Genomic DNA, 20,872 nt, shown 5'->3' on the forward strand with positions numbered 1-20,872 from the left:
CACTATTTAAGCCCTATCTTTTTCGACCTACAGATTCCCAGATCAGACTCAGAATTGGAACTGCAAGATGCTTTTCATCGGGGGGCTCGTTTTTTCCCTGCTCTGCGTATTTGGCTCATTCGCAGCCTCCGGCGGCGTACTCGGCCCCCTTCTCGCATCCATGCCATTTGAGCTATTGACGATTCTTGGATCCGCGCTCGGCATATTTGTGATGTCGAATTCTCTCGGCGCTCTCAAGGAACTGCCGCATAATTTCAAGCTCGCCTTGAAAGGCCCGCAATACGACAAGGCCGCATATATTGGTCTCTTGGTTATCCTCTTCCGCCTGACCCGCCTCGCCCAGTCCAAAGGGCCTATGGCGCTTGAGGAGCACGTCGAAAATCCCGAGGAAAGTGGTATTTTCGCGCTTTCACCACAGGTGCGTGACGATGAGGAGACGCGGAATCTGATTTGCGATTATCTGCGTCTCGTCAGTCTCAACCTCGAAGACGCCTATCAGCTCGATGATGTGATGGCTCGCGAACTGCGCAAGAACCAGGAAGAGAAACTTCATATCTCGGAATGCCTTACCAGCATCGCCGACGCTCTCCCTGCACTCGGCATCGTCGCGGCGGTGCTGGGCGTGATCAAGACCATGGCCTCCATCAGCAAACCACCCGCGATCCTGGGTGAGATGATCTCCGGGGCGCTCGTTGGTACCTTCCTTGGAGTCCTTTTATCTTACGGTGTGGTTGCACCGCTTGCATCCAGGATCAAGGCCGTGATCGTGCAGGACAGCCGCTATCAGAACATCATCAAAACGGTGCTCGTCGCTCATCTCCAAGGGAATCCCCCTCAGGTCAGCGCCGAGATCGGACGTAAAGAGATCCCGCCGGAAGCAATGCCAAGCTTTTTCGAATTAGACACGGCGCTCTCAGAGTCTCAGGCCGTCGCCTCGTGATCCGCACGCAACACCGGCCTTCGGAGGCTCCCCAATGAAACTCAGAGAAAGCCATTCCCGCTCAGTCGGTAACGAACGCGCTTCGACAATGAGCTCCCTTGGCCTCGCGAGCCGCGTAACGTCGGGCGCCCAGGTGATCGCAGAACCAGGTAGCGACAAGCCCGCCTTCAGGAACGAGCTTTCCGCAGCGGCACATCAAAGACAAGCAACCTCGGAACACCCCAAGAGAATCCCTTCGGGTCGAAGCGATGTGACGAGTTCAGGTTTTTCCGACTCAAGCGCACGCCTCCCGATTTCATCGGGTGCCCAAATTGTCTCTTCACAGGCTATGACGAAGCCGCTTCATAGACCCATTCCGGCGGCGAATGCGGAAAGCACAGACGCCACGAGCTCTCAAGTCAAGGACGGATCGGGTTCTCCAGGCCTTCAGGGGGCTTATCTGATTCCGATGAATTTCGCCGTCCTGACCTCAAACGGCACGCCTGGTTCGACATCTTCAGAATTGGTAGCGAGCCCTGCTGACCAAGACAAACCGGGGATCGAAGGAAGCACGATAGTACCGGGCGCGGGCTCCACGGCGACCGCAACTATGAGTGGCTTTATCGCGCTTTCGAGCGCAGGGTCCGCCCTGGCACAGAAGAATTTGGACTCAAATCCCGACGACGGCAATTCCTTCGTATCGACGTCTACAGCAATCACCCCCCTCCCCGCCGGAGAGAAGTTGCCCTTCAATTCCGCCAGCGCGCTTTCACAGCCAGACACCGCGCCAAGGTCAATCCGCTCTGCCGCTTACACGACCGCATCATCAGCGCTTGCAGGCGGAGCCGGAGCCTATCTCATCGGGACCAATACGGGTCACGTTGAGATATCGAACAGATTGGCTTCGAGCGCGGTCCTTCCAAGCAGTCCGGGCGTAACGATCACCCGACTTGCCGCGAATATAACGAGCGGTGCCTCAGTCACTTCATCTATCGAAACTTTTGACGGCAGCAGGTCGCTTTCGACAACTCAGATCACCGATGAACAGTCATCCGCGCAGCCAGCTCAAGACCAAACTCACGAAGGGCTGGCAAACGCATCGCCCTCTGCCGCGCCGCTCCTGCAGATAACGAGCCCAACGCCTCGCTTTGATTCTCTCATCAAGGGTGTCCGTGAGCTGGATGATAGTCCGCAGGCGGGTGCAGGAGCATCGGGCGTCGCGTCCGGCCAGGAGATTGCTCAGAACGCAGATGCGACACAGAGCGGATCTACGACTGGCGGCGGCCTAGGTAGCGGCGCATCATCTGGAGACGGGGACGCATCATCCGACGAGCGCAACGAAATCGGTGGTTCACCTCAACCGTTGATGACGCAGCTTGCAAACTCGATTGGCAGTCTACACAGCGAGTTCGCATCGCTGCTCGCCGATCGACAGAGCGATCTGAGTGACCGAAGCCTATCCGATACAGTCAAGTCAGGGGGAAGAACTGATCCGTCTTTAGGAACCGATCAATCGTCTGGCCCTTCACAGGATATGACCGCTCTCTCTATGACGATACAGACAGCGGACTCGAGCCCGATCCATCTGAGCCTCGAGAGCGAGAATGGCCTAGCAACCCGTATCATCCTTCAAAGTGACGACGATGTCACAGCGCAGAACCTCAACAAAAATAGACACGATCTGGTCGCGGCATTGACCTCAGCCGGAATCGATACGAGCACGATCAAGATAGACATTGTGGCTCCCGGGTCTGCCGGCTCCAATACACAAACGCATGACCACCAGTCTCAGAGCGGCATGACCTCGTTCGCGCAAGGGCAAGGATTCGCGGGTGGAGGGCAGAATTCCAATCCTGGCTATAAACCGCAACTCAGCATCCCGGATGTCATGGACCGCGACGCAACAACCGAGACCTACGCGTCAACCCGAAACGACGGCCCTGCGATGGGCCGAGACGGCCGACTGAACATAACGGCGTAACGCCAATCGAGAACTCTACACTATTCTGGAAAGGGCAAACTACGTGGCAACCTCATCGATCAGCAATCAAACCGCACTTATCCAAGCGGCGGAGGCCACTGCAAAAGCCTCTGCCAATGCGACGACGTCCGGCACATCCTCGAGTTCCAGCGCCGCGCTCGGCCTGTCGTCTTTGGCCAATAACTACACGACCTTCCTCACCCTTTTGACGACCCAGTTGCAGCATCAAGATCCCAGCAGTCCAATGAGTTCGGACTCCTTTACGTCTGAACTGGTACAGTTCGCAGGGGTGGAGCAGCAGGTTCAGACCAACACGAATCTCTCCTCTCTTATTTCACTTAATGAAAGTAGCCAGCTCAGCTCTGGCAGCCAATGGGTCGGTCAGACGGCAACAGCCAAAACTACGACCTTGCCTCTGCAAAGTGGCGCGGCATCTCTGAGCTTCACCGCCACGCAGGGCCAGAACGTCGCAATTGCTGTCAGTGATTCGAGCGGAAAGATCGTAAAAACCGAGACAGGAACGTCCGTCTCTGGCACCAATAACTGGACGTGGGACGGTACAGACAATTCCGGCAACAAGCTTGCCGACGGCGCATACAGCGTAGCAGTCAAGACCATCGATTCGACTGGGACCACGTCCGATTTGCCATTCACCATCAAGGGCATCGTCACAGGTGTCACGAAAGGCAGCTCTGACCTTGAGATCCAAATGGGCGCTGCGACCATTCCCCTCTCGAATATCACCAATTTCAGCGGAAAAACATCGACAACGGCCGCGGATGATACCAGCACCTCCAGCGCTGCGGAGAGCTGAGAAACGGCATAGGCATTCCGGTGTTTACCGGAATGCCTCAATGAAGCAGAGCGTTTACTTCAAGATGCAGCGATTTCCGACAATTCAGCCCCTGGCGCGTTCGGGCGGGAGTATCGCATTCAGCATGTGAATTCCCCCCATCACCGGCAGGCATGTCTCTTTGGATACCGATCGCACCTGCAAATCTTCCTTGGGCAAGGTCAGAGTGACGGGCATGAAAGCGGCCTCATTAAGTCGGTAGCCGATACCCCATTGCGTTGTGAATGGCTCGGCGATACCGAGTGCGCGGATCTTCTTCCTTATTTTGCAGATCATCACGTCAATGACCTTGCCGAAAGGCTCGTCCTCACCACTATAAAGACTGTCCAGGAGGACCTCTTTACTTAAGACTTGGTTCTTCCGCATCGCCAGAAGCGCGAGAAGATCATATTCTTTGCGCGTCAAAGGCACGACCGTATTATCGATATGGACCTCGCGTCTTTCAACGCCAACGGACAGCCGTCCAATCTGTAGCGTGGGGCTGTCATGCCCGCCAGCACGCCGCATGACAGCGCGAAGCCTGGCCAAAATGACCGTATGATCGGTATCCTCGCTCAGGCAATCATCGGCACCAGCGGAGAGTAATTCAACCTCCCCTTCTACCGATGTCATCTTGCGGAATACGACAACCGGGAGCGCAATTTTCCCTTTGCGCAATTGTCGGATCATGCGCGTGTCAGACGCTGCCTGCTGCAAAACAACGACGTCGAAATGCGATCGACGTAGAGTTTCCACAACCCCTGAGGAATCATTGACGATGATCGAGAGCGAACCCGCGATAGCAGCTTTTGCAAGCTCAACACTAGGTCGGCTGAAACCTGAGCTCTCAGCCACACATAATATGCGCATTTATTATCCACCAATAATTCACAAAAGTTCGCGTTGAGTTTTTTGCGACCAGAAATATGATCATGTATTTGTTGTTTACTGTCGGTAACGAAAATTAATTTTTCGCTAAGTTCTATTTACTTACAACACCCCGCATTTCGCCTCATCTTACAACGCAAAAACTGATGCGACCATCCGACAGTGACAAAACATGGCCGCTTTTTGCCGATTTTCTCGAGGTGTTGCAAACTGGCATCGACAATTCGTCAAGGATCGTTAACGATCATCCTTGACCTTGCGCATAAATAGGAAATATTTCGCAAAAAATATCTGCTCGACGAAAAAAAACGTGCTAATCCAACGTCTAGGAGCCACCGGACTGCCCTGCAAACGATTCAAAAGATTTTAACGTTAATGAAACATACTTGCTTCATAATGAGCCCACACGGTCAGACCGGGTCTCGATCGCTGTAAGAAAATCGCCGCTTTTCGCTGCGGAGCCAGATTTCAAAAAAGGTTTAACATGTCAGATATCGCAGCCGCCTCTTCGGTCTCAGCCGCTTTGCTAAAAGCGACAAGTTCTAACGCCCATGCTTCTTATGAGGTGAGCCGCCATGGCGGCCCGTCAGCCATGGCCCATCGAAATATCAGAAACGCTGCAGCAGAGACGACCCAAGCCGACAGTAACGGAACCAACGTTTCCGCCACGGGCAGTTCGACGTTCAGTCAGATCCTGAACTTGCTCGCCTGACCTGCAGTTGCTGCGGTCGGGGCGGAGCCTGTGAAACACATGTGTACGGACAGGCATATCGGAGAGGCAAAGGCTTGTTTTTTAGGTCAAGCTGGAAAGTGATTTATTCTCCCCTGAGTTTTGCCAGGTATTTTCCCTGGCTGCCCCCCGTAGCGCTTGTCTGCTTTTACGCAGCTACGTCTTCCAGCGACGCCCGCCCAACCCGTTCGGCAGCCCATCACAGGGAAGCCCGCGCGAATCCCGTTCCCGGGTCAACGCCCGCTGCAATTGCGCAGCCGGACGGTGGCACCAATCAGGTCTCTGGCAGCGATCTCGTGAACGGTTTGCCGTCGTCCTGGCGCGCCACTTTCTTGGACCCTCCCCCGCCTACCACCTCGGCGTCTAGCAGGAATACATCGCCTCATCCCTCGAGCGAATCTGCGCCGCATGGCGCGTCTGACGTGGGAGGTACCCGACCTGAGCCGACACTCTCAATGTCCGCGTCCTCACAGAGCCGGGTGCTGCTTCCGATCCCCGCCAAAGCCGGCATTGCTGCCTTCGAGAGCGGTGATCGGTTCATAATCCTCATTGATAACGCGATCCCGATGGATACCTCTGCGATACACGGAGACGGTATCTTCGCATCACTGAGCGTCAGTGTCTTGCCTGATGCGACCGTGATCCAGCTGCGCAAGGGTGACACCCGCCCTCTCTATCTTTCCCAGCAAAGCGACGGATGGGTTCTGGGCCTCCAACCGCCCGTCGATGCCGCACAACGAGACCGCCGGGCGTTGAATCCCATCTCGGTTCCGACCGGCATCCTTTATCCGATGCGCCGTAGCGGTCGCGTCCTTTCGATCGCCGACCCAAGCTCTGGCGGGCGGCTTTTAGTCGGCACATCTCTCCTGGACGATGGAGGAATCGCCTCGATGCGCCGCGCGCCCGGATATGATGTATGGCCCACGAGTGAGGGCGTCGTGGTCGCTTCGCGGGATGATGATGTCACCCTTCAAGCTGTCCCATCCGGCCTTCTTCTCAATCGAGATGGCCACCGTATGATAGATGACGGTCGGGCGGTATACGCGAACGATATCGATCTGAAGTGGCTGGCTCTTCAGGATTTGGCCGATACAGGGCTCCGCGAGAGACTTCACTCTTCCTTTCTAGCCGCCGCAGATTCTAGCCCGGCGGCACGCTTCAATAGTCGCGTGAAGGAGGCGCAAGCGGCCTTTAGTATGGGAGCGTTCAAAGAGACGCGTGGTATTCTAGCCGTCGCGCTTCGAGACGATCCGGAAGAAATTGGACGTCCTGAAATTCGATTCCTCTCCGCCGCCACAGCCTTGATGAACGATGATCTGGAAGAGGCATCGGCGCTCGATGGCCCTTGGCCAGAAAGCCAGCAACGCGCCGCGCAGCTCTGGCGCGCCCTCTATCTGGCGCGCACTGAGCAAAGTGACGCTTCTAGCCTGCATCGTCTCGCGCTCGATCTCGATAGATTGAGGAGTTATCCGCGGCACGTGCGCACGGTCCTTCTGCCGCGCGCCGCAGAGGCAATAGCGCGCGAGGCAAGTCCGAGTGATCTACCAAGTCTGAATACGTTGCCACAAGAGGCAGATTTTCAGTTCGCACGCGCGCTTGCGAATATACGGATCGGAAGAACCGATGCCGCGCGGCGAACGCTCGATCGTCTCAGGTCGGACCGTGACCCTGTTATCGCCGAAAAATCCGCCGAGCGACTGATCCTGCTTGATCGTACGCAAGGAAAGCTGACGCCTCATCAGGCAATCCACGCGCTTGACGCGCTTATTCTCGACGCCCGCCTTGCCGGACGTGAAGCACCAGTACGCCTCGCGCAGGCAGAAGCATTTTTGGAAGCGGGCGAATGGCAAAGCGCGGCCTTGATGATCGACCAAGGCGCACCGCCGGACGGTCCCTCGGCGTATTCAAAAAGGCGTAACGCGGATCTCATCGCAGCGCTGAAGGGCCTGGCAGAAACCGGCGCGCATGGACAGGACAATCAACAAGCCCTTCGCAATGCCGCGCTGATCAAATCCCATATCGCGCTGCTGCCAGCAGGCCCGGACTCGTCACTCCTGAAGGCTGCTTACGGCAAGCTTCTGCTCTCGCTGGGGCTTGCTGATGATGCGAGCCAAGCCCTGGAGACCGCGATCCCTGGTCTGACTGGCCCGGAGAATAAAGCAGAAGCGGGCCTCGCTCTTGCGCGAGCCTATCTTCAACTGAAAAATGCCGCCAAGGCCTCCGCTGCACTCGACGCCACCGATATGCCGTCGATTTCTCCCGAAATCAAAGCGCAGCGTGACGTAGCACGCGCTGAAATCGCGCTAGTGAACGGGGATAAAGCGCAAAGCTTGAGCATACTGAAGGCTGCGCAAAGCACCTCAGCGAAGCTGATGCGGGTCAGAATGCTCGAAAACCAAGCCGATTGGACCTCTGCGAGCCATGAGCTTCAGGCTATCGCGCAAACCGAGCTTCCCGCCGGGGGGACACTGTCGGATGTTCAGCAGGATCTAGCCCTAAGACTAGCTTCAGATGCGGCCCGCGCCGGGGACATCGCGACCCTCAAATGGCTGACGGACCGCGTTACCGCGCGTGAGATGACTGGCCCGAAGGCCAGGATATTCGCGTTATTGACTCAATCCGGTTCCCCTACGACGGAAGCACAGCGATGAGCATCGCTTTGGAACCAGAAGGGGATTTTTTTTGTTACGGACCGCAGTTGTGCTTCTCTCGCAGCCGATTTCATTCTACAGTTTCGGACATTCTGATAATGCCATTTGCCGTCATCACGGTTGCATAACGAAGGGCAGAATTTAATGCTCCAAGCACTATCAACGCCTTCGACTGGCGTGGACAAGGGAACAGATGTCCTCGACCTCGCCAAGCAGCGCATGCAGTGGTTGCAGTCGCGAGAGTCACTGATTGCGGGCAATATCGCCAACGCCAATACTCCAGGCTATGTAGCTCGCGATCTGCCAGATTTCAAAAGCGCACTTTCGCATCAGATGTCCGTGCCGTTATCCCGCACAGATTCAGCGCATTTGACCGGAGCGACGAGTCAATCAGGTACGGGCAAGACTGAGGGAAGCATGTCGATTGATGGCAACCGCGTCGATCTGGAAGGTGAGCTCGTGAAGATTGCTCAGACTGACGACCAACAGCGCATGGCGACGAATGCCTACAGCACCTATATGTCGATGTTTTCGCTTGCGCTTGGTTCATCCTGACCCCGGGTCCATGAGGTAAAAAATGAATTTCTCAGATACGATCGGAATTTCAGCGTCCGGGATGCAGGCGCAGGCAAAGCGACTGCAGGTTGCGGCCGAAAATCTGGCTAACTCTGAAACGACGGGCTCGACACCGGGTTCCGACCCATATCGTCGAAAAACCATCACATTCAAGGAAATCCTCAACCGCGATACGGGTGTGTCTTCTGTGTCGGTCAAAGAGATTGGTGAAGATCAGTCCTCTTTTGAGACACATTACGATCCGTCTCATCCCGCCGCAGATCGGAATGGGCTTGTGAAGCTTCCCAATGTCGATGCAATGACCGAAATCATGGATACGCATGAGGCGCAGCATTCTTATGAGGCTAACCTCAACGCGATGCAGGTGACACGCTCCATGCTCACGCGAACCATTAATTTGATGAAATAATGGCAGTCTTATTGGAAGTATTTTCCTTACACCTTCCCCCTACACTGCCTCAATCTCAAGGGAAGATCGTGCGTCATGGATAGTACCGCTTATATTGCTTTGTCGCGTATCGATGTCCTCAAGCGTGAGCTCGACGTCGCTGCGAATAACCTGGCCAACGAAAATACAGACGGCTTCAAGGGGTCGCGAGAGCTCTTTTCGCAGTACCTCGTGCATCAAAAGGGCTCTGGGCAAATTCCGGGTGATCGTGAGCAAGCCTATACAGAGGACAAGGCGACGTTTCGCGATTTTGTCCAGGGCCCGTTGAGAAGCACAGGTAATGCCACTGATGTCGCGATCAACGGAGAAGGCTATTTCTCGGTGCGTACGACACAGGGCGTAAGGCTCACGCGAAATGGGCAGTTCACTCGGCGCCTGGACGGCACAATCATCGACAGCGCGGGTAATCCGGTCCTCGATAATAACGGGCGCAATCTCGTGCTGCGACAGGAGAGCGGCGATTTCTCGATTGCAAAGGACGGGACCATTTCGACCGAGGATGGGCCTCTGGGGATGATCGGCATTGTAACTGTGAATAATCCTCAGACGCTTATCGCGGAGGGAAGCTACCTCCTCCGGCCGACCACCCCTACGCGTCAGCTTCCCAATCCTGAGCTGCATCAAGCAATGCTCGAGGGAAGCAATGTCAATGCCGTCGCCGAGACTACCCGCCTGGTTCAAATCCAGCGCGACTACGACCTTACTTTCCAGCTTATCCAGACCGAAACCACGCGTGGCATGAACGCCATCGACAAAATAGCCGCTGAACCAACGAGCTAAATCCGAACCGTGATGACAGGGTCTCTTTTGACTCCCGGTTCGACTGCAACAATTCACGACTTCCAGCAAGGACCGCGATGCGTCACCCCTTCTCAGTGCTTAGCGGTAGAGGCATCCGGTGCGTCTTTATGCTCGGCATGTCATGCCTCATGCTCTCTGCATGCGCCGTGGACGATGTCGCCCGCCACCTCACAGGGCGTGAGTGTAATGCCGGGTATATACAACAGGGCGAGGATTGGTGTGCGCCTGCGGAACGCCCCCCGGCGCCCCAACCATACTGCACACAGAGCTGGAACGGGGTGGATTGCTGGAGTAGACCCGACCTCATGCCCAATGTGGCTCGACAGGTTGCGCAGGGTCCCACGGGTCTTACCCAAGATCAGAACGCCAATCGCCTCAACCTGCCGCTCAAAGAGACGCCGCCGACAAATGCCTATATGCCCTGAACCGTCCATCATCCTTTCGGCTGACGCGTGCTTTTACCAACCGCCTGAATATTACGTTCGTCATTTAGAACCTTCGTCAACGCAATCGACTGCGGATAGAACTAGAAATTGAATAAAGAGCAATGGAGATTGACGGTGCCAGTTGTTGAAATAATCGACCGCGACTGACGACCATAATTGATGAAAAATCTTATCTCATCCCTGAAAGGCCTTGGGCGCAACCGCCTTATCGCGCTTGGCATGGCCGGAGCGCTCGTGCTTGGGCTCCTCGGCTATCTGATGATCGGTGGCTCCAGCCAGCCGAATGCCCTTGTTTACGGTAACCTGGACCTCAACGAAGCCGCCAGAATGGTTGAGGATCTCACCAAAGCGCATATTCCGAGCACAACCTCTCCGGATGGCACCAGTCTTTATGTCCCTTCGGATCAAGTCGCGAAGGCGCGCCTTCTTCTGGCCAAGGACGGCCTTCCGAATGGCGGGAGCGTCGGCTATGAGCTCTTCGATAAGAGCGCGACGCTGACAAGTACACAGTTCGAGCAGAACATCAACGAAACGCGTGCCCTTGAGGGCGAACTCGAGCGGTCGATCCGACTCCTGCAGGGCGTACGCAATGTGCGTGTCCATCTTGTACTTCCTCATCGCGACCTGTTTTCGGTACAGACTAATCCGTCTCAGGCAAGTGTCGTGATTGACATTGGGCGCGCGGGGCGCATCGCCCCTGACGGCATCCAAGCAATTCAGAACCTCGTTGCCGCAGCCGTTCCTGGCTTGAGACCGCAATCAATCTCGATTGTCGACACACGGGGAGACGTGCTGGCGAAGCCCGGTGAGCCTAATAGCGAAGATGGCCAGGAAAACGCGTTCGAGAAGTTCCGACATGCCGAGGAGACCCGGCTTTCCCAGTCAGTCGAGGACATGCTTGTCCCGACATTAGGAACCGCGCATGTGCGCGCTCGCGCGGCGGTGACCATCAATACGGATGAGGTCCATGAGACCGAAGAGAGCTTCGACCCCAATCAGCAGGTTTTGAGATCACAGCAGACGAGCTCGGACAAGAGCGTCAACACAGAGTCGAGTCCCAATACATCCGTTGCCAATAATCTTCCTAATGCGAACGCTGGGCAGTCCAACAAAAGCGGGTCCAGCGATACGCGAGACGAAGAGACGAACAACTACGAAATCGGCAAACGCGTGCGGGTCGTCAATCAGACCCATCCACGCGTTTCGCGTGTCAGCATGGCCGTCATGGTTGATGGTTCCTATGCTAAAGACAAGAGTGGCGCCGAGATATGGAAGCCACTCGATGCCGCACAAATCGAGCGAATCACAACCCTCGTCAAGACAGCCGTGGGATATGACAAAGCGCGCGGCGATCAGGTTGAAGTGGTCTCCATGCGCTTCATGCCAGACGGGGGTGTCGAGCCCCTCCCCAGTGCCCCAGGTTTCTTTTCTCGCGATCACCTGATCTATCTCGCCGAATGGGTCATACCGATCTTGCTCGCGCTCGGAGCCGGCTTCTTTGCCCTTAGGCCTCTGCTTCGACGTGGGAGTGGTAGCGGTGTTCTCCCTGCCCTCTCCAGGCCAGGGCCGACCCATCTTGAGGCACTCAACGGCGCTTCCAACGCTTTTCTGGATAACGACTCAGGCCATTCCGCGCTCGGACAAAACAATGGCAACAGCCTGGCGCTTCGCAACGACGCGGAGACTGTCTCGATCGATGGGATCGAGGGTAAGGCCCGTGCAGGAACCATTGCGAAAGTTGCTGATCGTATTGACCAGAATCCTGAGGGCAGCCTCGGGATCATCCGTAACTGGCTTGAATCGCCCGAGCCACGACAGGGAGCCCCTTCATGAGTGTCATGCCTCCCCCTGATACGGGATCACCCGCCCCTGCCGAACCAGAATTCATCCTGACGGGCAAGCAGAAGGCGGCGATCCTCTTCATGGCTATCGGTCGCGATAGAAGCGCTTCTCTTATGCAGTCCCTGCATGAGGACGAGATACGTGACATCTCGATAGCTATGGCAGGACTAGGCGTGGTCAGAGCCCCGATGGTCGAGATGGTGTGTAAGGAATTCATAGAGAATTTCGAGCTTGCCGATGGTCTGGTCGGAACCTTCGAGACGACCGAGGCCTTCCTGCGCCGTTCGCTCAGCCCTGATCAGGTCGAGAAGATCATGGATGAGATCCGTGGACCTGCCGGGCGCAATATGTGGGACAAGTTGGCCAACGTACAGGAGTCAATCCTCGCTAATTATCTGCGAAGCGAATACCCTCAAACTGCGGCGGTCATTGTGAGCCGCTTGCAGCCGGCCCATGCGGCGCGTGTTCTCGCCCTCTTACCTGAGGATTATGCGACAGACGTCATGATGCGCATCCTGCACATGGAAACGGTGCAACGCGAAGTGATCGAGAGCGTCGAGGCAACATTGCGGTCAGAATTCATTTCTTCCCTCGGCAGGTCCTCCAAGCGTGACAGCTACGAGCTTCTGGCTGAAGTCTTCAATAATTTTGACAGGAAGACCGAGACACGTCTCACAGAGCTCATGGATCAGCAGAGTCATGAGGATATGGAGAAGGTCAAAGCGCTCATGTTCACGTTCGAGGATATATCCCGCCTCTCGCAGGAATCGCTCATGCGGGTTGTCAACGAGATGGATCGCGATCGCCTACCTGTTGCCTTGAAAGGCGCAACGGATAGCGAGCGCAAGCTGTTTCTCCAGTGTATGTCGAAACGGGCTGGTAATATACTGCTTGAAGAAATCGCCTCCCTTGGCCCTGTGCGCGTGAAGGAAGTTGAGGCAGCACAGGCGGAAATTGTCATGACGATAAAAAATCTGGTCAATGCGGGAGAAATCGATATCAGCGATAGCTCTGGCACTGACGAATTTATTTCCTGATGTCTGAATTTGTACCCTTCTCCCTGAAGTCATGTAGCGAGCCTACGCCAAGGGCAGTCAGCGCTCTGCAGGCGCCCCTCGCTCGTCATCTTGTCGACTTCAATGCGAAGCCGCCTCCCCCTGCGCCCATTCACACCCCCACCAACGATGAGCTGGATATCCCAGCCACACAAACGAGTCCGCTGGTCTCCCTTCCTCGAGATGAGATCGAGGCGCTGACTCAGGCTGCCTTCGAAGCTGGACGCAGTGAAGGCGCGACTGCAGCACGGCTTGCAGCCGAAGCTTCTTTTTCCTCAGCCTTGACTGAAATGGCACTTGACGAAGAAAACGAGCGCGCACGAAACGCCCTCCTCGCGGAACGCGCAGGAGAGCTCTTCGCGCAGACCGTGATCGACGTAGTCGGCGCCCTGACGCGGCTTCCTCCCGACGTGCTACGCGGTATGCATCGTGATCTGGTGCAGGATGCGATAGACCTGATTACGGGTTACGGATCCGAGGTCACAGTATCCTGCACAGCGTCTGACGAGGCCCTAATCAGAAGCGCCCTCGCCTATCCCGACAAAATTAGCTTCACGCCTTGTGCTGTTCCTGAAGAGTCACGTATCAGAATCAGCACTGAAACAAACATGGTCGTTCTCGATCCGGACGAATGGCGCAGAAGAGCTGTGGAGAAGGTTTTAGCCTCCGTAACTTCTCTCTCACGTCCAGACACAAAAACACGCAAGATGGCAGACGGACTGTAAATCATGAGCGCAGAAAACGGAATGATCGGACTAGAGGACTTCACTTCGGAATCCTTCGACACTCCAGAAACGGCGTCTGACGCGCCAGTCTCTGGTGTATCACCGTCCCCCCACACCGATGCGGTTTATGACATTCCGGTCAAGATCACAGCGGTGATCGGCACAGCCACTATGCCCGTAAGCCAGCTACTAAGGCTGGGTCGCGGTGCCGTGGTCGAGTTGAACAAGAAGCTCGGTGAAGCCGTCGATATCTACGCCAATAACCGCCTAATCGCTCGAGGCGAGCTCGTGGTCGTTGACGACAACAATATCGGCGTGACAATGACCGAGATTCTGTCTTCGACGAATTCCGCTCAAAAATGAGAATCCTGTTTGCGCATCTCGCTAGCAAACTATGGGGCCGGCCGCTCCCATGACACCATATTCATGGCTCGGTTACGGCGCTTCGTTTGCGCTGGTGATCTCGCTCATCTTTCTGATGCGGATCGTTGTTAAATATCTGGAGCCCAGGGTGAGCCGCGGGAGATCAACGAAGAGCCTGCACGTTACCGACACCCTTGCCCTCGATCCGAAGCGGCGCCTGACGATCTTTTCCTGCTCGGAGCGACGTGGGCTTATCTTGACAGGTCCTAACAGTGATCTCTTCATCGGCTGGCTCGACGAAGAGGCTCGCGTAGTGACCCCGCCCGCTGCGAGCATGAATGAGGCCCTGTATCCCGAGTCCTCCCCATCCGCCGAGTTGAACCAATGATCCATCCCTTCGGCGGAATGCTCCTGACCTCCGGTGCCAGCGCAATTGATCACGGCACGGTATATGCCGTACCTTCGCGCGCGCGTAAGTGGCATTCCTTCCGGCTACCCTTTTTCATCCTGACAGTGCTCGTACTCTGTACGCCCGTCATAGCTTATGGTCAGTCCCTCTCTCTCGACCTCGGCGGTACCGGGGGGACACCGGGCACGACTAGTCGCCTGATCCAGCTCACTGCGCTCATTACCCTACTTTCTCTGGCTCCCAGTCTACTGGTGATGGTGACGGCCTTCACACGTATCGTCATTGTTTTGTCACTCCTGCGGGGCGCGATTGGAGCGCAAGGCACACCTCCCAATACAGTTATCATCGGGCTCTCGCTTTTCCTGACCTTTTTCGTCATGCAGCCGACGTTCGAGCAATCCTGGAATCAGGGAATTGCGCCTATGATTAGCGGCAGCCTCTCCGAAATTGACGGCCTCAAAGCGGCAGCCGAACCGTTCAGGGGGTTTATGGTCGCACATGCCCGACCGACCGATCTCGCGACTTTCTATCATCTCGCGAATTTGTCCCCTGTCGCTCATGTGGCAGAAACCCCCTGGCGCGTCTTGATGCCTGCCTTCATGATCGGCGAATTGAGTCGCGGTTTTGAGATGGGCTTCCTGCTCTATCTGCCCTTCCTGATCATCGACATCGTCACCTCCAGCGTATTGATGAGTCTGGGTATGATGATGCTCCCACCGGCGACAATTTCCCTGCCGTTCAAACTTATTTTCTTTGTCATGATCGATGGCTGGCAGATGGTTGCAGGCGGGCTCGTGCGCAGTTTCGGCTCATAGAGCCGGCAAGCGTGTTGAGAGCGCCTAGAAACAAGCATCGAGGCTGAGTTGCGCTCGCGCATTACTTTGGTGGCAAGGAAGAGAATCCTTCCGGTTCGCGCAAAACTGCCACCATCAGGACGTGACTTGTCGTCAAGCCCCCGAAGCGCATGCAAACGTACCATGGGCGTGCGGTCAGTATATCTGGCTCGCGTTCTGGCCGGGTAGATCACTCAGCCCACAATATTGCCCGCATTGTGCGCGTCGCCTGTTACCCTTTTGCCAAACCGCACAAAAATACCACCCGCGGTGCGATATAACGTATCCGGAACATATTGACGTCACAGACGCCTCGTGATTGATTAACCTGAATCTAACGATGCGAGGCACCTGCCCTTTCGCAGACATGGCTCGCATCGGCGCCAAACCGCGCTCTCTGAGAACCGAACGACCAAACGCTGCCCTTCAGGGGCAGCTGTTACGCCTCCTATGAGCCACGTGCCGTCACATATGGAAAGCAGTCATCGTGCGCAAAAAATCGTTTCACCATCCTGTAGTCAACTTGGCCACCAAGATCTTGGTCGCTTGCGGCCTCTGCTTCATCATCATCCAGGTCGTCGCAGTATCGATTTCAGGGTTCATGATGAAGAAGGAAGTAGAGAAAAGGGTATATTCGCAGGCCATTCAGAAAAGCCAAATACTCGGCCAAAAAATTGCCCGCTCCATAGCTGAACAAAGCGTCGTAATGCGCAGCATTCAGAGCACCATTGAAAGTGGCCACAAGACCGGGATATTGACCAAACAGTTCATCGTCGATCTCCTCCTCGAGGATATGCAGCGTTTTCCCGCAATATTTGGCATGGACTTCAAGGAGGTTCCACGCGGATTTGACGGCACACAGATCCCGGGCGGCCCGGGGACCAATCCTGAGGGAATATTTTTCCCGTATGTCGTGCGCGATGACCGGGGTAGCATCGTGATACGTACGCCCTCCGCTCATTACAGCGACTTTTATAAAACGATCATCAGTACGGGAAAGCCGGACGGCCTCGAGCCCTATATCGACCACGATACCGGCGTCCCGATGGTCTCCCCCACATTTCCAATCACCTTTGACGGAAGACGCATTGCGGTTGTGGGTGCCGATATTCCCCTGGGCTGGCTCGTTCCGATGCTTCAAGACGTCCAGATTGCGCCGGGCACCAAGATCTCCCTCCTCTCCAGCCAAGGCTACTGGGTCGTGAGCCCGACGCCTGCGCTGCTTATGCAGCATTTCCGGGATGACTCAGCGCGGTCGTTCGGCAAAGCCTTTACCTCCCACCGTATTACGGTCATCCCGGGCTTCAACGGAGGCAGCGCGGACCGAATTCTCGTCCCGCTCAAGGTCGATGGCTTCGACACCTATTGGACACTCGTCGTCGACCTTCCTGCCGAGGCGATTGCAGCTCCGGTGCGGAACACGATCTTCTGGCTCGTCATCCCCGGGATTGTTCTAATCGCCGTTTCACTCCTGCTCATGTGGGTCATCTTCCACAAACTATTGAGCAAGCCTCTGACCGGTCTGATTGCCTCGGTCTCCGCTCTGGAGGAGGGGAAATATCAGAACCACGTTTTCGGTACGAGGCGCCAGGATGAGATCGGCGCTATCGCAAGGGGCCTGGACGCCTTTCGAGCTTCCCTTCTCAAGGCGCAGGAAGCCGATATCCTTATCGCGCAAGAGCGACGCCTTAATGAGCAATCGCAGCAAAGCCGCCATGAGCAGGACGAGCGCAGGCTCGAGGACATTAGAAAGGTTATCGAACAGATTGGGGGGGCTCTGGCTGCACTATCGAGCGGCGATCTCGCCTCAGAGCTGAGCCAGCCTCTACCCGAGGAGTTCGAGGTCCTGCGTGCCGATTTCAATCGGTCGATAAGTGAACTCGCCGAGACCATCAAGGGCATATCAGAGGCGGCCCAGACCATTCGTGCCGGAAGCGACGTGGTCCATGGCGGCGCCGAAAATCTGGCGCAGCGTACTGAGCAACAAGCCGCCGCACTCGAGCAGACAACTGCAGCAATTAGTCAGATCGCGCGCAGCGCGTCTCATTCGGAAGAACTCATCACGAGTGCGCAAACGATCGGCGTCGACGCGTGCAAATCTGCAGAGGCGTCCTCCGATATTATGCGTCGTACCCGTGACGCCATGCAACGGATCGAAACCAGCTCTGCTCAAATCGTGGACATCGTATCGATCATCGAGAACATCGCCTTCCAGACCAATGTCCTCGCCCTCAATGCAAGCATCGAGGCCGCGCGCGCCGGTGATGCCGGACGCGGATTTGCCGTCGTTGCCGAGGAAGTCAGGACTCTGGCGCAACGATGCGCAGAAGCGGCTAAAAATGTGAGCGAACTCGTGGGAAAGACAACCGACGAGATCCGCTCCGGTGCCGAATGTGTCCATGAAACTGAGCGCGCGCTTGCTACGATCACCGCTCTTGTCACCACCATGGGGGAAAAGCTGACCACGATCGTTCGCAACGCGCGTGAACAAGCGGTTAGCCTCAAAGAAGTCGATTCGGCACTCGGCGTGATGGATCAAACCACGCAGCAAAATGCGGGGATCGCGGATGACGCTCGTACCGCCTCCCGGAGTCTGTCCCAGGAAACTCATTCGATGCTGCACCTGATTTTGCGTTTTTCACTTCCTATGAGGAGCCGCGCCGTTCTCTAGAGCGCGGCGGCTCTCGCGCCGAATTTCCCGTTCGGGCGGCGACGAGGCCAAGCGGTCGCTTGGTCTCGGACCGTCTATCCAACGGGCTGCTCCAGCACGGGTGCCGAGAGATATCTGGCGGCCATAACGCGCCCGGCGACCTCTCCCGAGGTTTCAACGCCGAGATGTGCATACGTCCTGCAGACATGACGCTTGTTATCTCTCTCACGGAAGAACCGCCATTGCGCGAAAACAGCAGAGGGTACTCTGGAAAAGTTTCAACTTCTCTCTCTCCCCGGCAGAGCGCTTAACTTGTTTTTAATGGCTTCGTGTGAGCGTCTAGCTTCTTGACGCAATGCAATCGAAGGCGCTCGAAATTCGACGAAACTGTCAGATAAAGCCGAAATGACTTCGAATCATCGGCCGTATTATTATATTGTTTACTTATTCCCGAGAAGTAGGAAGATATGAAGACCTGGCTTTATCGAGAAGCATCATTCCGATCCAAGATTGGCGCGGTCATGCTATCTTTCGAATTCCTTCTCATCGCGACAGCACTCGCTGAGAGTATCGCGTTCTTCGATGGGGGATTAACCCGCCTATCTTTCTCAATATCGCTTGCGCTGACAGCCGCTACATGCCTTGCAGTGCTGGCAGGGTGGCAAACCCTCAATTCGGCGATTGCCACACCTGTCGAAGCAGTCCGTGCCTTCGGAGAAGCACTACTTCGCGACGAGACACGCGCACGCACGCGCTTCTCCGAAAACAGGGACGATAGCGGTTCGCTCGTGGATATCCTCGATCGACTGCACGCCAAATTTCGTAGTCAAGCGGATCTCTCCAGCAAAAAAAATCATCTGGATGGCGAGATCGAGCAACTCAAATCAGCGGCAATTCAAAAGCAGAATGCCGTCGACACTGCGACTTCCTCACTCACCGCTGCTCTGAAGACTGTAGCGTCTGGCGATCTTGAGCATCGCATATCGCAAGATGCCGCTCCCGGAGAATTCGCCCCGGTTCGCGAGGCTTTCAACGAAGCCTGCCAACACTGGAAGCACGTCCTGCAGACGATGGCGAAAAGCTCCGAGTTCATCACGACTGGAGCAGCGGAGATATCCACAGCTTCGGATGACCTCGCCAGAAGGACCGAACGTCAGGCCGAGAACCTTGGCCAGGCGGCAGCCTCGGTCCGGACAATCAGCACTGGTATCAAGATGACTGCCGATGTTTGCTCTGAGTCCAGCCTCGAAACGAAAAAGACGCTCGAAAAGGTCAAGCTGGCGACTGAGATCATGGCGGACGCTAATATCGCAATGGATGGTATCCAGAAATCCTCTGCGGCGATCAGCGAGATCATCTCGGTGATCGACGGCATCACTTTTCAGACCAATGTGCTCGCCCTGAATGCCGGTGTTGAGGCTGCCCGGGCAGGAGACGCGGGCCGCGGCTTCGCCGTTGTCGCGCAGGAAGTGCGTTCCCTCGCCGAAAAATCTGCAAAATCCGCCAATGAGATCAAGCGCCTCATCTCAGTTTCGGCAGAGCAGGTCGACCGGGGTGTGACGCTCGTGCAACGCACAAGCGAGTATCTGGGTGATTTTTCAGAAAGCGTCTCAAACATCGCTCAACGTATCGACGAATTGACGACGACAACGCGTGATCAGGCGACGCGTCTTGCCGAGGTGACGACCTCGATCAACGAGATGGATCAAGTTACACAGCAAAATGCCGCGATGGTTGAGGAAGCAACTGCAGCGAGCCACAGCTTGACGGCAGAGACACGCACGCTCTCCCAGACCCTCGGGCGTTTTCATGTCGGACTTGCTTCGCCTCCGCAAGCCCTCGCCCCGAGAGCCCCTACTCCAAAACCGCCAGTGTCGAAACCGGCCGTCGTCACCGTGCCCTCTCCGCCCCCCACCACAGCGAAGCGGCCTATCGCGGTTGCCTCATCTTCCCCCCCCAAACCTCCAATCAAGACCCCTCCCAAGCCTGCGCTGCAGGTCACCTCTTCTGATCAGGGTTGGGAGGATTTCTGATGCCAGATTCACGCGCGGCTTCTCAAACAGGGCATACGCCGCTCACGCTTCCTGCCCGCCTCGACACCAAGGCGGCGAGCGCGCTGCGCGATGAGCTCAGCATCGATAGCGGAGCGGTTCTTGACGGGTCGGATGTGACCTATCTCGGAGGGCTCTGTCTTCAGGTTCTTCTGGCCAGCAAGCGAACGATTATCAACCCTTCTGAAAAATTGGTCGAAGCCTTGTCACTCTTCGGCGTGTCCTCCCTCCTGCAGGAAACTGCGTCAATCCCCAGCGAGACCTCATCATGACAGAAACGAAGACTGTGCGCGTTCTAACAATCGACGACTCGCGAACAATGCAGAGTATGCTGCGCACAGCCCTGGAAGGCGCCGGATACGACGTGATCCAGGGGAATGATGGGGTAGAGGGGATTAGTGTTCTCGAGGCGGCTATCCCTGCTCCTAATGTCATCATTACAGACATAAACATGCCCCGTATGGACGGTTTCGGTGTCATCGAGACTGTACGCAAGATGGAGCCTTTCCGCCATTTACCGGTCATCGTCCTGACGACCGAGAGCGACCAGGAAAAGAAAGCCCGTGCGCGTGCTGCTGGAGCGACGGGATGGATTATCAAGCCCTTCAATTCCGAGAGTCTGGTCTCAGCCATACGTCGCGTCACAGAATAACAAAGCAGGGTCAGCATGAG

17 protein-coding genes are annotated in these 20,872 nt (G+C 56.0%); 16 read left to right on the forward strand and 1 reads right to left on the reverse strand.

Going from position 1 to position 20,872, the window contains the following annotated elements; translation table 11 throughout:
- Positions 1-67: 67 nt before the first annotated feature.
- The 3 genes from motA (at position 68) to C0V97_RS07425 (ending at position 3,714) form a co-directional block, all read left to right on the forward strand.
- Positions 68-940, forward strand: coding sequence for a flagellar motor stator protein MotA (gene motA / locus C0V97_RS07415; protein WP_127101992.1), 873 nt, complete (start codon positions 68-70; stop codon positions 938-940).
- Positions 941-1,529: 589 nt separating this feature from the next.
- Entirely contained in the window at positions 1,530-2,900 is a 1,371-nt protein-coding gene (locus C0V97_RS07420; protein ID WP_158625369.1) for a hypothetical protein, read from the forward strand.
- Between the two features lie 43 nt (positions 2,901-2,943).
- Positions 2,944-3,714 (forward strand): flagellar hook assembly protein FlgD, encoded by a 771-nt coding sequence (locus C0V97_RS07425; RefSeq protein ID WP_127101994.1) that lies wholly within the window; start codon positions 2,944-2,946, stop codon positions 3,712-3,714.
- Between the two features lie 84 nt (positions 3,715-3,798).
- Here C0V97_RS07425 and C0V97_RS07430 read toward each other — a convergent pair whose 3' ends face one another.
- Positions 3,799-4,602 (reverse strand): response regulator transcription factor, encoded by an 804-nt coding sequence (locus C0V97_RS07430; protein WP_127101995.1) that lies wholly within the window; start codon positions 4,600-4,602, stop codon positions 3,799-3,801.
- Positions 4,603-5,829: 1,227 nt separating this feature from the next.
- Between C0V97_RS07430 and C0V97_RS07435 the strand changes: the two genes are divergently transcribed.
- From C0V97_RS07435 to C0V97_RS07500, 13 genes are all read left to right on the forward strand, one after another.
- On the forward strand, positions 5,830-8,001 hold the full coding sequence (locus C0V97_RS07435) for a hypothetical protein (protein ID WP_127101996.1): 2,172 nt from the start codon (positions 5,830-5,832) through the stop codon (positions 7,999-8,001).
- A 144-nt stretch (positions 8,002-8,145) separates the two neighbouring features.
- Positions 8,146-8,556 (forward strand): flagellar basal body protein, encoded by a 411-nt coding sequence (locus C0V97_RS07440; RefSeq protein ID WP_127101997.1) that lies wholly within the window; start codon positions 8,146-8,148, stop codon positions 8,554-8,556.
- A gap of 22 nt (positions 8,557-8,578) precedes the next feature.
- Positions 8,579-8,986 carry a flagellar basal body rod protein FlgC gene (flgC, locus tag C0V97_RS07445; RefSeq protein ID WP_127101998.1) on the forward strand — a complete coding sequence of 136 codons (408 nt, stop codon included), beginning with the start codon at positions 8,579-8,581 and terminating at the stop codon, positions 8,984-8,986.
- A gap of 75 nt (positions 8,987-9,061) precedes the next feature.
- The gene (gene flgF, locus C0V97_RS07450; RefSeq protein WP_127101999.1) at positions 9,062-9,805 is read left to right on the forward strand and encodes a flagellar basal-body rod protein FlgF; all 744 of its coding nucleotides are present in this window, start codon (positions 9,062-9,064) and stop codon (positions 9,803-9,805) included.
- Between the two features lie 626 nt (positions 9,806-10,431).
- Positions 10,432-12,105: a flagellar basal-body MS-ring/collar protein FliF gene (gene fliF / locus C0V97_RS07460; protein WP_127102001.1), complete on the forward strand. Its 1,674-nt coding sequence runs from the start codon at positions 10,432-10,434 to the stop codon at positions 12,103-12,105.
- A complete protein-coding gene (locus tag C0V97_RS07465; protein WP_233582034.1) occupies positions 12,102-13,151 on the forward strand; it encodes a flagellar motor switch protein FliG in 1,050 nt (349 codons plus the stop codon). Before fliF ends, C0V97_RS07465 begins: the two co-directional genes overlap by 4 nt.
- The gene (locus tag C0V97_RS07470) at positions 13,151-13,894 is read left to right on the forward strand and encodes a hypothetical protein (RefSeq protein ID WP_127102002.1); all 744 of its coding nucleotides are present in this window, start codon (positions 13,151-13,153) and stop codon (positions 13,892-13,894) included. The genes C0V97_RS07465 and C0V97_RS07470 overlap by 1 nt, the downstream gene beginning before the upstream one ends.
- 3 nt (positions 13,895-13,897) lie before the next feature.
- Positions 13,898-14,257, forward strand: a complete 360-nt coding sequence (gene fliN, locus C0V97_RS07475) for a flagellar motor switch protein FliN (RefSeq protein WP_127102003.1) — start codon at positions 13,898-13,900, stop codon at positions 14,255-14,257.
- A 384-nt stretch (positions 14,258-14,641) separates the two neighbouring features.
- The gene (gene fliP, locus C0V97_RS07480; protein ID WP_233582035.1) at positions 14,642-15,481 is read left to right on the forward strand and encodes a flagellar type III secretion system pore protein FliP; all 840 of its coding nucleotides are present in this window, start codon (positions 14,642-14,644) and stop codon (positions 15,479-15,481) included.
- Positions 15,482-16,205: 724 nt separating this feature from the next.
- Entirely contained in the window at positions 16,206-18,170 is a 1,965-nt protein-coding gene (locus C0V97_RS07485; RefSeq protein WP_158625370.1) for a methyl-accepting chemotaxis protein, read from the forward strand.
- Positions 18,171-18,670: 500 nt separating this feature from the next.
- A complete protein-coding gene (locus C0V97_RS07490) occupies positions 18,671-20,182 on the forward strand; it encodes a methyl-accepting chemotaxis protein (protein ID WP_158625371.1) in 1,512 nt (503 codons plus the stop codon).
- On the forward strand, positions 20,182-20,472 hold the full coding sequence (locus tag C0V97_RS07495; protein WP_127102006.1) for a hypothetical protein: 291 nt from the start codon (positions 20,182-20,184) through the stop codon (positions 20,470-20,472). The genes C0V97_RS07490 and C0V97_RS07495 overlap by 1 nt, the downstream gene beginning before the upstream one ends.
- Complete coding sequence (locus C0V97_RS07500) at positions 20,469-20,852, forward strand: response regulator (protein WP_127102007.1); 384 nt, start codon at positions 20,469-20,471, stop codon at positions 20,850-20,852. The genes C0V97_RS07495 and C0V97_RS07500 overlap by 4 nt, the downstream gene beginning before the upstream one ends.
- Positions 20,853-20,872 lie beyond the last annotated feature (20 nt).

This window comes from Asaia sp. W19, assembly GCF_003994335.1.
Taxonomy (GTDB): domain Bacteria; phylum Pseudomonadota; class Alphaproteobacteria; order Acetobacterales; family Acetobacteraceae; genus Asaia.